At 71.7% G+C, this 12433-nt stretch carries 8 protein-coding genes and 1 riboswitch; of the genes, 2 read left to right on the plus strand and 6 right to left on the minus strand.

Going from position 1 to position 12433, the window contains the following annotated elements; genetic code table 11:
* Positions 1–106: 106 nt before the first annotated feature.
* The gene (locus OG788_RS27530) at positions 107–1267 is read right to left on the minus strand and encodes an NlpC/P60 family protein (RefSeq protein ID WP_406374105.1); all 1161 of its coding nucleotides are present in this window, start codon (positions 1265–1267) and stop codon (positions 107–109) included.
* A 7-nt stretch (positions 1268–1274) separates the two neighbouring features.
* A riboswitch (cyclic di-AMP (ydaO/yuaA leader) is annotated at positions 1275–1446 on the minus strand.
* 447 nt (positions 1447–1893) lie between these two features.
* On the opposite strand from OG788_RS27530, the gene pcrA reads away from it, so the two are divergent.
* Complete coding sequence (gene pcrA, locus OG788_RS27535; protein ID WP_406374107.1) at positions 1894–4380, plus strand: DNA helicase PcrA; 2487 nt, start codon at positions 1894–1896, stop codon at positions 4378–4380.
* 144 nt (positions 4381–4524) lie between these two features.
* Here pcrA and OG788_RS27540 read toward each other — a convergent pair whose 3' ends face one another.
* From OG788_RS27540 to OG788_RS27550, 3 genes are all read right to left on the minus strand, one after another.
* A complete protein-coding gene (locus OG788_RS27540) occupies positions 4525–6318 on the minus strand; it encodes a M23 family metallopeptidase (protein ID WP_406374109.1) in 1794 nt (597 codons plus the stop codon).
* 95 nt (positions 6319–6413) lie between these two features.
* Positions 6414–7277: an alpha/beta fold hydrolase gene (locus OG788_RS27545; protein WP_351552644.1), complete on the minus strand. Its 864-nt coding sequence runs from the start codon at positions 7275–7277 to the stop codon at positions 6414–6416.
* A 50-nt stretch (positions 7278–7327) separates the two neighbouring features.
* Complete coding sequence (locus tag OG788_RS27550; protein WP_406374111.1) at positions 7328–7483, minus strand: hypothetical protein; 156 nt, start codon at positions 7481–7483, stop codon at positions 7328–7330.
* Between the two features lie 595 nt (positions 7484–8078).
* Between OG788_RS27550 and OG788_RS27555 the strand changes: the two genes are divergently transcribed.
* On the plus strand, positions 8079–8495 hold the full coding sequence (locus tag OG788_RS27555) for a cobalamin B12-binding domain-containing protein (protein WP_266761887.1): 417 nt from the start codon (positions 8079–8081) through the stop codon (positions 8493–8495).
* Between the two features lie 821 nt (positions 8496–9316).
* Here OG788_RS27555 and OG788_RS27560 read toward each other — a convergent pair.
* Positions 9317–10939 carry a DUF5691 domain-containing protein gene (locus OG788_RS27560; protein ID WP_406374113.1) on the minus strand — a complete coding sequence of 541 codons (1623 nt, stop codon included), beginning with the start codon at positions 10937–10939 and terminating at the stop codon, positions 9317–9319.
* A gap of 79 nt (positions 10940–11018) precedes the next feature.
* Positions 11019–12374 (minus strand): SWIM zinc finger family protein, encoded by a 1356-nt coding sequence (locus OG788_RS27565; protein WP_406374114.1) that lies wholly within the window; start codon positions 12372–12374, stop codon positions 11019–11021.
* Positions 12375–12433 lie beyond the last annotated feature (59 nt).

The raw sequence follows: 12433 nt of genomic DNA on the forward strand, positions 1-12433 counted from the left end.
GTGGGGGCACGCGCGTGCGGGGCACGAAAACGCGGGGCACGCGCGCGTGGGGCCTCTCGGCTTTCACGCGCGCGTGCCCCGCGGGAGGCCTCGCTCTTGCTCCGGTCTACGCCGGGCGCACCACGCTGTGGATCGCCGAGGTGCCGTCGTAGTAGATCGACTCCTCGCGGACGTACGCCCCCGGCTTCGGCGCGTGGATCATCATGCCGTTGCCGATGTAGAGGCCCACGTGACTGATGTCGTCGTAGAAGAAGACCAGGTCACCGGGCTGGGCATCGGCGAGGGAGACCGTCGTGCCGGCGTTCACCTGGTCGTAGGTGACGCGCGGCAGGCTGACACCGGCGGCCTTCCACGCGGCCTGGGTCAGGCCCGAGCAGTCGTAGGAGTCCGGGCCGGTGGCGCCCCAGACGTACGGCTTGCCGATCTGCGTGCGGGCGAAGGTGAGCGCCTTGGCCGCCTTCGTCGCGTACGAGGAGTCGGTGGCCGTCGAGCCGGTCGTCGAGCCGGTCGTCGAGCCGGTCGTGGTGCCCGACGACTGCTGCTGGGCGGCCTTCTCGGCGGCGGCCTGCTGCCGTGCCAGCTCCGCCGCCTTGGCCGCCGCCTGCTCCTGCTTCTTCTTCTCGATCGCCGCCAGCCGCGCCTTTTCCTCGGCGTTCAGCGTCGAGAGCAGGCCGCGCGCCTCGGTGAGCTTGCGCTGCACCGTGGCCTTGGAGGTCTTGAGCGCCTTCTGCGAGGCCGTCAGCGACTGGAGGCTCTCGGTGGCCTCCGCGCGCTTCTTGGTGGTGGCGGCCTGCTCCGCGACGTAGTCGTCGACGGACGCCTTCTGGCGGGTCGTCAGACGGCTCATCAGCTGGGTCTGGTCGAAGTAGTCCTGCGGGTCGTCCGCGAGCAGCAGGGTCGCGGTGCCGGGCGTCGAGGCCCCGGTGCGGTACTGCGCGGCGGCGAACGAACCCAGCTCCTCGCGCGCGGTGTTGAGCTTCTCGGTGCGCTCGGCGACGTCGTCGAGCAGGGTGTCGACGCGCTCCTTCTGCTTGGCGGTCTTCTCCCGGGTCGCGTTGTACTTCTCGGTGGCCGTCTCGGCCTGGTGGTAGAGGTCGTTGACCTTCTTCTCGACTTCTTCGAGGCTGGGCCTGGGGTTCGCCGAGGGGGCGGCGTTCGCCGTCTGGGAGAGCAGGGCCACGGAGGTGAGGGCGGCCGTCGCGAGGGCCGGGGTCCGTATGCCTGCGATACGCGTACCCGAAGGACGCCATTTGCGGTGCGACGCCAAGAGAGGCGACTCCTTCCGTCATCCGCCTACCGAGTTAGCTGTCGGGTTCGGGCGGGTGGTTCCGGAAGGTTGCCCTACGGTCCGTGCCCCACAAGGCGGTTGGACCGATTCACCCCAAGGTCGGTGGGTCCCCGGCTCCGGCGGCCTCGTGGGCGTGCCGAACTCGGCGGAGGCCGCTCGGCCCGGCGACGTTCGCCGGTTGCGGTCGAGTGGCCTTTCCGCACGCTAGCCAACGGGTGTGGCCCGTGTGAAGGTTGATGTGCGATATGCCCGATACATTTTCGTGACCTTGACCATGTGTCCCGCCGTCAGCGACGTATTCGCGGCGATCCGTTCACATGTGGGCGCATTGGCCGCCTGCGCACGTCATGGGGGGAGTGCTCCCGAGGGAGCACTCCCTCGGGAGCACTCACCGTCGCCGCGGCGTCGCGCTTTCGGAGACCGGGCGGATGCCGACTCCGCCCCCGCCGGTCCCTCACCTGGGGTGATCGGCCGGTCATGCGCGGTCACGGGCTCCCGGGCGCCATGACCGCGAGCACGTCCGCCCCGGCACCGCGTCACGACTTCCGGTCGAGTTCCCGGGGTGGCGGCGGGCTGTCAGTGGGGCGGCCTAGACTCGGAGAGCGATGAGCAGCCTCTTTGATGACAGCTTCCTGGCGGACCTCAAGCCCTCCGCGGCCCACGAGGACGAGCACCCGCCGCCGCCCGAGGACGATCACGGACCGGAGTCGGTTCCGGACGATCTGTTCGGCGGGAAGTTCGACGCGCCGCCGAGCCGGGACGCGTACTACCGCGACGGCGCGCCCAGGCCCGTCGTGGACCCGGCGGCCCTGCTGGACGGACTGAACGAGAACCAGCGCGCGGCCGTGGTCCACTCCGGCTCCCCGCTGCTCATCGTGGCAGGCGCCGGCTCCGGCAAGACCCGTGTGCTCACCCACCGGATCGCCCATCTGCTCGGCGAGCGCAACGTCCACCCCGGCCAGATCCTCGCGATCACCTTCACGAACAAGGCCGCGGGCGAGATGAAGGAACGCGTCGAGGCGCTCGTGGGCCCGCGCGCCAACGCGATGTGGGTGATGACCTTCCACAGCGCCTGCGTCCGCATCCTGCGCCGCGAGAGCAAGCAGCTCGGATTCACCTCGTCGTTCTCGATCTACGACGCCGCCGACTCCAAGCGTCTGATGGCACTCGTCTGCCGTGATCTCGACCTCGACCCCAAGCGTTTCCCGCCGAAGTCGTTCAGCGCCAAGATCTCGAACCTGAAGAACGAGCTGATCGACGAAGAGGACTTCGCCGCCCAGGCCACCGACGGTTTCGAGAAGACCCTCGCCCAGGCGTACGCGATGTACCAGTCGCGGCTGCGCGAGGCCAACGCGCTCGACTTCGACGACCTGATCATGACCACGGTCAATCTGCTGCGCGCCTTCCCGGACGTCGCCGAGCACTACCGCCGCCGCTTCCGGCACGTCCTGGTCGACGAGTACCAGGACACGAACCACGCGCAGTACGCACTCGTGCGGGAGCTCGTCGGCACCTCCGAGCACCCCGTGGACGTGCCGCCCAGCGAGTTCGACCTGGCGCCCGCCGAGCTCTGCGTCGTGGGTGACGCCGACCAGTCGATCTACGCCTTCCGCGGCGCGACCATCCGCAACATCCTCCAGTTCGAGGAGGACTACCCGAACGCGACGACGATCCTCCTCGAGCAGAACTACCGCTCCACCCAGACGATCCTGACCGCCGCCAACGCGGTCATCGAGCGCAACGAGTCCCGCCGCCCCAAGAACCTGTGGACCAACGCGGGCGCGGGCTCGAACATCACGGGTTACGTCGCGGACACCGAGCACGACGAGGCCCAGTTCGTCGCCGACGAGATAGACCGTCTCACCGACGCGGGCGAGGCCAAGGCCGGCGACGTCGCGGTCTTCTACCGCACGAACGCGCAGTCCCGTGTCTTCGAGGAGATCTTCATCCGCGTCGGCCTGCCCTACAAGGTCGTCGGCGGCGTCCGCTTCTACGAGCGCAAGGAGGTCCGGGACGTCCTTGCGTACCTCAGGGTGCTGTCCAACCCCGAGGACTCCGTCCCGATGCGCCGCATCCTGAACGTGCCCAAGCGCGGTATCGGCGACCGTGCCGAGGCGATGATCGACGCGCTGTCGCAGCGCGAGAAGATCAGCTTCCCGCAGGCGCTGCGCCGCGTCGACGAGGCCTACGGCATGGCCGCGCGCTCCACCAACGCGGTCAAGCGGTTCAACACGCTCATGGAGGACCTGCGCACCATCGTCGAGTCCGGCGCGGGCCCGGCCACCATCCTGGAGGCGGTCCTCGAACGCACCGGCTATCTCGCCGAGTTGCAGGCCTCGACCGACCCGCAGGACGAGACCCGGATCGAGAACCTCCAGGAACTCGCCTCCGTGGCCCTGGAGTTCGAGCAGGAGACCGGTGAGGGCGAGACCACCGGCGGGCTCTCCGCGTTCCTGGAGCGGGTCGCGCTCGTCGCCGACTCCGACCAGATCCCGGACGAGGAGGACGGCAACGGCGTCATCACCCTGATGACCCTGCACACCGCCAAGGGCCTCGAATTCCCCGTGGTTTTCCTGACCGGCATGGAGGACGGCGTCTTCCCGCACATGCGCGCCCTCGGACAGGTCAAGGAGCTGGAGGAGGAGCGGCGCCTGGCGTACGTCGGCATCACCCGCGCGCGGGAGCGGCTCTACCTCACCCGGTCGTCGATGCGCAGTGCCTGGGGGCAGCCCTCGTACAACCCGCCCTCCCGCTTCCTGGAGGAGATCCCGGCGACCCATCTGGACTGGAAGCGCACGGGAGCGATGGCGCCCGTGTCGGCCGGCCCGGTCTCCGGTGTCGCCGCGTCCCTGTCCTCGTCGCGCTCGCGGTCCGCGGCCTCGGGTGCCTCCGGGTTCGCCACACGCCGCGGTGTCTCCGAGAAGCCGGTGGTCTCGCTGGCCGTCGGCGACCGGGTCACGCACGACCAGTTCGGCCTCGGCACGGTCGTCGGAGTGAAGGGGACGGGCGCGAACGCGGAGGCGACGGTCGACTTCGGAGAGCCCAAGCCGAAGCGGCTGCTCCTGCGCTACGCGCCGGTGGAGAAGTTGTAGGTCACGGGACCGGTCGCAGCACCGGGTCCATCACAGGCCCGGATCGCGGGGACCCTCGGCCGTCCGAAGACGGCCCGGGGGTCCCGGAGTCGGCCGTCGGCTCTCTCGTCGCGACAGTCGCCGCCACGCGTCGCGCGTCACGCGCTACGTGGGGTCCAGTCCGTGGCTGCGCAGCCAGGGCAGCGGGTCGATCGCCGAACCGCCGGCCGGACGGACCTCGAAGTGCAGGTGCGGGCCGGTCGAGTTGCCGGAGTTCCCGGAGAAGGCGATCTGGTCACCGGCCTTCACGGTGGTGCCGGAGGGGACTTTGTACGTGGAGAGGTGGCAGTACCACGTCTCGGTGCCGTCCATCGCGGTCACGATCATCATGTTGCCGTAGGCGCTGTTCCACTGCGTCCGGACGGTGCCGTCGGTCGCGGACATCACCGGCGTCCCGTAGGAGACGGGGAAGTCGATGCCCGTGTGCACGGACATCCAGTTGACGCCGGCCTGGCCGAAGTAGGCGCTGAGGCCCTGCTGTGCGACCGGAAGAGCGAACTTCGGACGCAGCCGCTCCTTGCGGGCCGCCGCCTCCGCCGCCTTCTTCTTCTCCGTCGCCTGCTGGGCCTTGAGGTCGATACGTTCCTGCGTGCGGCTCGCCCGGTCGGCGAAGTCGTCCGCGCCCGCGGAGAGACTCTGGAGCTGGGTGTCCAGTTTGTTGTTGGCGGCCGACGGCTTCACCGAGGTCGCGTCGGGGGCGCTGGCCGTCGTGTCCTTCGTGTCGTCCCCGCCCATCCCGCCGACGGAGGCGGCCGCGATTCCCGCGACCCCCATCACGCAGGCGGACGGCACCGCGACAGTCAGGAGAGCGGAACGTTTCGCGGGGCTGCGGCGCCGGGAACGGGAAGCTGTCCGCGACGCGGGGCGCGGGGTGATCTCTTCCATGTCGTCGAGCAGCGGCGTCTCGCGCCCCTCGTCGTACGGGTCGTACGCCTCGTAGGAGTCGTCCGGGTCGACGGAGTCCGCCGCGTCGTCGAACTCGTCCTCGTCGGAGGCGAGTTGATCATGGGCGGCCTGATCGAAGGTGGAGGTCGCCTGCTGATCGAAGGGAACCGGAGCGCCCGCGTCGGACTGCTGCTCGTACGTCATGTCGAGCTGCGTGAGCTCGTGGTTGTACGACTCGGGCTCCGCGTGCTGCTCGTACGACTCGTGCTGCGGGTGCTGCTGTTCGTACTCGTGCTGCGGGTGATGCTGTTCGTACGACTCGGGCTGCGGGTGCTCGTACGCCTGGTACGCGTCCTGGCCCCCGGCGTTGTTCCACTGGGTGGCGTCGTACGCGCCCGTCTCCTGCGTCGGCGCGATCCACTGCTGGGTCCCCTCGGGCGACTGCCCGGGCTGGATCCAGACGTTCGCGTCCCACTGGCCCGAGGCGTCGGGGCCCGGGTGCTGCGCGGGGATGTCGGCGAGCTGCTGATAGCCGGCCGCCCAGGCCGTCGTCTCGTAGGCGCCGGTGTCGTAGGCGGCTTGATGCTGTGCCGCGTACGGGTCGTAGTTCAGCGTCTGTTGGGCGCCGGAGTTCCACTGCGTGGCGTCGTACGAACCGCTGCCGCCGTCCCCGCCCGGCATGTTGCCGAAGAGTGGATCGGTGTCGAAGTTCGTGGTGGCGTAGGCGCCGGTGGCGGCCGCGTTCACGCCGGAGTCGAAGGCCGTGGCGGAGTAGTCGCCGTACGCGGTGAAGTCGCCGTACTGGGCTTCTTGCGCGCCATACGGCGCGTAGAGCGCCGAGGCGGCATCGGAAGCCGGGGCCGGGGGAGTCACGATCCCCGACGGGTGACGGTCGTTCACCAACTTCTCTTTCGCCTCGACAACAGGGGCTGGCAGAGCAGTGCGGCGACTGTACCCGGCGGTATGCGGGCGCGACAATCTTCGGCAGGTTTCCCTCTCGCAGGAAACGGGCATTCGGCCGTGTTTCGGGGGAGGGTGGGCAAGGCCTTGGCCTGGCGTTCGATAAGCGTTCGAAGTGTGGGTGCCCTGGGAAGGCCTTCGGGCGGCCGTCAGGCCACCGTGAGGCCACCGGTCCGGGCGGTGGTGCGGGCTCCCGGCTCCTCGAGGTCGAGCGCCTGCCGAATCCCCGTCGCGACGGCCGGATGCACGGGCAGCGCGAGATGGCCGACTCCGCTGACACGGACGTTCTGTGCGAGCAGGTCGGGATGCTCGACGCAGGCCGTCTCCAGCGGGTCCATCAAGTGGTCGAGATCGCTCCAGAAGCTGACGAACTGCGTGCGGCAACCCGGGGCCGGCCCGGTCAGTTCCTCGATCACCGCGGAACCGGGGCGCATCTGGCGGACGATCGGGTGCGCGTTCATCACGGGGGCGACGCGGGTGCCCGAGTGCGGGGTGCCGAGCGTGACGAGGGTGCGGACGTGGGTGTCACCACCGAGGCACTGCACGTAATAACGAGCGATCAGTCCGCCGAGGCTGTGCCCGACGATGTCCACCCGCTCATGGCCCGTGCGCTCGCAGATCTCCTCGATGTGCCGGCCCAGCAGCTCCGCCGCGGTGCGGATGTCGCACGTCAGCGGCGAGTAGTTGAGGGACTCGATGTGCTGCCTGCCGTGCTGGGCGAGATTGCGGCGCAGCAGGAGGAAGACGGAGCGATTGTCGATGAAGCCGTGCAGCAGGACGACCGGGGGCTTTTCCTCGGTGGGCAGCTTGGCGGCGGCGTCGGGTGAGGGGAGCGGGGGTGCGGTGCGGCGTTCCTGGGTGATGCCTGAGGGATAGAGGAGGAGGTGCCCGGCGAGAATCGCGATCTCCAGGGCTGTTGCCTTCAGGAGGGCCACCGAGAGCCCTGCGAGCTTCGTCGGAAACAGGCGCTGACAGAGGGGGAGAAAGGGCGACGCGGCCCCGGTGACCTTCATGGCCGACCTCCTGTCGGCACGCGGCAGGACCGCTCCGTCCCCCGTGTGCCCTAGTGGAAAGCCGTGAGGTCGGTGACGGCGGTGGCCGACGGCGCGTCCGCGGCGCCCGAGACGCCGATGACGCTGTGGAGTGCCCCGCCGAGGGGTGTGGGATACGACGCCGACCCCGGCTCCGCGACCGTCCGCCGGGCTGGGTGCGCCGGCATCGTGTCGTGGCGTGGAGTCGTCCTCGTCGTCCCGCGGTCCTCTTTCCGGCGTTGCTCCCCGCTGTCGTGCCGTCGCCGATGTGCCCCGTCACCACGCTGTCCCGCTGACGACGCGGTGCTGCGGCCACCTGATCGCGGCTCTTCTTGCGCCGGCTCCGGCCTGGCCCGTACGCCGCACATTCCTTGCGGCGCCAGTGCCGCGATACGGAACCGTGCGCGGCGAACTTGTCCCAGTGTGTGATTTCCCCCTCGGTCTCCACCGCGAAACTGCCGGTTACGGGATGCTGGCGATAACGTTCGTTCACTTACCCGGGCCGACAGGGCTCGGGGCGCCTGTGCCGCTTGGCTCATCCGGTGATCCGGGGCCGTCCGGTGCGGCGAGCGGAAAAAATGTGCGATATGTGTCGATGGCCAGTAGTTGGCGGTCGACAGATGCCCGCAGATAACAGTGGGTGGTCGACAAGTGCCGCTCGGTAGTCGCCGCCGGTCTTCACCGGTCGGTGGTAGCCGACGGTGGTCGTCAGTCGGTAGTCGTAGGCATGTGTCGGCAGTCCTCGTCGGTACAGGTTGATGTAGTCGGTTCATGGAGGCAGTGATGGGTGTGGCAGCCGGTCCGATCCGCGTGGTGGTGGCCAAGCCGGGGCTCGACGGCCACGATCGCGGGGCCAAGGTGATCGCGCGGGCGCTGCGCGACGCCGGTATGGAGGTCATCTACACCGGGCTCCATCAGACCCCCGAGCAGATCGTCGACACCGCGATCCAGGAGGACGCCGACGCGATCGGCCTGTCCATCCTCTCCGGTGCCCACAACACGCTCTTCGCGGCCGTCATCGCTCTCCTCAAGGAGCGCGAGGCCGAGGACATCAAGGTCTTCGGCGGCGGCATCATCCCCGAGGCGGACATCGCTCCCCTCAAGGAGAAGGGCGTCGCGGAGATCTTCACCCCGGGCGCGACGACCACGTCGATCGTGGACTGGGTACGAGCGAACGTCCGGCAGCCGGCCGGAGCGTAACCGCCCCCGTCGGCGTGACCGTCCCGTCGGCGTGACCGCCGGGTGTCCCCACCGCCGCCGACCGGCTGGTCCGGGTGAACGGATGGTGGGGTGCCGGGCGCATCGCAGTGCCGGGCCGTCTGCGGGTGCCGGGCGGACCGGGCCCGTCCCGCCGTCCGGCTGTCCCGGGGTGCCGCCGTGCCGCGGTGCCGCGGTGCCGCCGTCCCGCCGTCCCGCGGTGCCGCCGTCCCGCGGTGCCGCCGTGCCGGGGTGCCGCCGTCCCGGGGTGCCGCCGTCCCGCCGTCCCGCCGTCCCGGGGTGCCGCCGTCCCGCCGTCCCGCCGTCCCGCCGTCCCGCCGTCCCGCCGTCCCGCGGTGCCGCCGTCCCGCCGTGCCGCCGTCCCGCGGTGCCGCCGTCCCGCGGTGCCGGGTGAGCCGAGGCGCCGGGCCGTCCATGGTGCCGGGGTCGTGCCGAGGCGCCGGGCCGTCCATGGTGCCGGGTCGTGCCGTGGTGCCGGGTCGTGCGCGGCACCACGGGCTGAGGTGCGCTGGGCTGAGGCACGAGTAGGCCGGAGCGCCGGGCGACGGGCATGGGCTGGAAGGCAGACCTGGGACCGCGGTGAGCCGATGGTGGCAGCGTCCGGACCGCGAACGCGAGCCGCGCCCGTCCCGCCGTGCCGGCGTGCTGGGTGAGCTGCGGGTGCCCGGCCGAGGCGCCGACGCCGGCCCGTCCCCCTGGGGTGGGTGAGCTGAGGCGCCGGGCCCGTCCCCACGGGGCGGGTCGGCTGAGGCGCCACGTCGGCCGAGTCGCGTCGTGGGGGGTGCAGCCGGCGGCCGGGAACCTCACGGCGGCGACAGCTCGGCGGCCATCGCCGCCCTCAGTCGCAACGTCGTCACGAGTCGCTGGAACGCCTCGGCCCAGTAGCCGCCGGCTCCCGGTACCGCGTGTTCCGACTCGTCGGGCACGGAGGTGAGGGCGTCGAGCCGACCCGCCTCCGCAGGGTCGAGGCAGCGCTCGGCCAGCCCCATCACCCCGCTGAAGCTCCAGGGGAAACTCCCCGCGTCCCGCGCGATGTCGAGCGCGTCGACGACCGCCCGCCCGAGGCTCCCCGACCAGGGCACCGCGCACACCCCGAGCAGCTGGAACGCCTCGGACAGTCCATGCGTACCGATGAACCCCGCCACCCACTCGGCCCGCTCCTCCGCGCCCAGGGTGGCGAGCAGCTTGGACCGCTCGGCCAGGGACACCGCGCCAGGCCCCCCGGCCTCGGGCGCGGAGGGTGCCCCGAGGAGCGCCCTCGACCACCCGGGATCACGCTGCCGCACCGCCGCCCGGCACCACGCCGCATGCAGCTCCCCCTGCCAGTCGTCCGCCACGGGCAGGGCCACGGTCTCTTCCGGTGACCGCCCGCCGAACCGCTCCCGCCAGGTCCCGAGCGGCGCCGCCTCGACCAACTGGCCCAGCCACCAGGACCGTTCGCCCCGGCCGACCGGGGGTTTCGGCACCACCCCGTCCCGCTCCATCCCCGCGTCGCACTCGTGGGGTGCCTCGACCACGATCACGGGCGTGCCTCGCGTACGGTCGACGGCCACGCACGAACCTGCCCTGTCCGCCATCCGCGCGGCGAGCGCCGAACCCGGCAGCGCGGACAGCAACTCGGCCGCCGTCGCCCGTACATTGCGGCTGCGGTCGGCCAGGGCCCGTTCGAGGAACGGTTCGTCCTCGGCGCACAGCCCGGACCGCAGCGAGTCGAGGAACATCAGCCGGTCCTCGGCCCGCTCCGTCGCCCAGGTCGTGACGAGCAACTCGCGTGCGGCGGAAGCATCCTTGGCCCGGACCGACGACAGCAGGGCGACCCGCTCGGCGAACAGTCCCTCCTGCCACAGCTGTTGTACGCGGTCGGCCTCGTCCGGCTCCGGCAGCCTCGCGCCGCCGCCGGGCGAGGAGCGCAGCGCGAACCGCCACTCCGGGTTCAGCCGGGCCAGCCACAGGGCCCGCGGCCCGGCGAACTCCAGCGCCGCGGGACGCAGGTCCGTGCGCCCCCGGGCCGCGTCGAGGAGTGCCGGGAGAACCCCCGGGGGCGCCGCGAATCCCCGCGCGTTCGCCAGGGTCAGCCACTGGGGCAGCAGCTCCATCAGGTCGGGCGCCGACCCCCTGCGGCCACCGCCACCCGTGCCGGGGCGGTCCGCCAGCAGCGTCGCCAGTCTGCGGGCCGCGGCGGGCGGCAGCGGGCTCCGGGGGTCCGGCGCCGCGGGCTCCGGACGGGCCGCCGCCCGCGCGGGCCGCACTCCGGCCCGCCGTCGCACGGTCTCCACGGCCGCCGCGTCCAGCAGCGCCGCCGGAGCCTGCTGCCCTGGGTGCCGCCCCGGAGGTGTACGTCGCTCGGTCCCGAGCAGCGCCACGGTGACGAGCTCCTCCCAGGAGCCGCCGACGGGCGTGCCCGCCGAAGCCGAGGTCGTGTTCATGAGCGTCCTTTCCGAACGGAGGGCATCAGCGGCGGCCGGCCGACGGCGGGGGCCGGGGTGCCGGACGTGGTGACGGCGGTCAGCACAACGGGACCGCCTCGCCCTCGCCCTGCGGCCATGCCGTCAGCGGAGTGAAGCCGCGGTGGCCGCACTCGCCGAAGACCGTGACCGGGGCACCGCCGGACAGTGCGACCAGTCGCCACAGATCGGGACGGGACCGTGAAGAAAGGGTGAGCGGGAGAGCCAACTCTCCGTCCGCATCAGCGAGTTGCCATGAATCGCCGTCCGGGATCGGGACGACCCGGCCCAGGGTGACCGGGTAGGAGTCCAGCCAGGGGTCGGCGCGCAGGGCCTCCCCGTAACAGGCGGCCGCCTCGGACGTGGTCAGGCCCGCCGGCCGTATCGCCGTGGGCGCCGGAGGAGTGAACCGCTCGCCCAGCGCCGCCCGCAACTGCCCGGCGCCGGGGTACGCGGACACCTCCGCCTCGAAGGCCAGTCCCACTGGAAGCGCCTGCTCAGGAGCCCGGCCGGCCGCGCCGTAGGAGAGGAGCAGCGCCGTGCGGCCGGACTCCGCGCCATACAGCCAGATCCTGCGGGTCGTGAGCCGTGCGTCCGCGGTGTCGTACTGCGAGAGGACCAGCCAGCGGTCGCGCACCGGCGGGCCGTCCGCCGAGCCGGACAGCCCGACGCGGGAACGGACCGTCGCGGCAAGGTCGTCCGGCAGCCGCTCGCGCCGCAGCCAGCCCTGGTCGAGGAGGTGGAGCAGCGCGCACTCCTCCAGCAGACGCACCGGCCAGCCCGGTCCCGACGACGGGATCGCGCCCAACTCCCGCACGCGCGCCGCCAGACCGGGTGCCTGCGCGTCGACCATCCGGGCCGCGGTCTCCTCCCACAGCCCGTACCCCTCCCGCTCTGCGGAGGCCAGACCGCCGCGCAGCAGGTCCGCCAGCCGCTGCTCCAACTCGGCCGCCCCCGCGGTGATCCGCTCGGCCCGGCGCTCCGCCCTGCGCCGCGCCGCCTCGGGATCACCCGGCGAGGACGCTCCAGATCCCCCGCCCGCCGTCTTCTTGTCCTCCGCGCGCTTGCGTCTTCCCTCGATCCACTGCGCGGCCCAGTCCGGCTCCTGCCCGGACGGCACCGCGCCGTCCGCGCCCGCCCAGAGCAGCAGCAGCCCCAGCGCGTGCTTGCAGGGGAACTTCCGGCTCGGACAACTGCACGTGTAGGCGGGACCCGTCGAGTCCGCGATGTCGATGGCCGTCTGATACGGCTTGCTGCCGCTTCCCCTGCACAGACCCCATACCGTCCCCTCCTCGGAATTGCCCGCCTCCGACCACGGACCGGCCGCGCCGAGCTTGCTCCCCGCCTTGCGTGACGCGGCGTCAGGCGCCAGTGCCAGCACCTGATCCGCCGTCCAGCGCACCGCCTGCTGTGTCATGCCATCGAAGGTAGGTCCCCCCACTGACAATCGATCCTCACGGCCGCGTTTGCGCAGGT

The sequence above is a fragment of the Streptomyces sp. NBC_00647 genome (assembly GCF_045207245.1).
Taxonomy (GTDB): domain Bacteria; phylum Actinomycetota; class Actinomycetes; order Streptomycetales; family Streptomycetaceae; genus Streptomyces.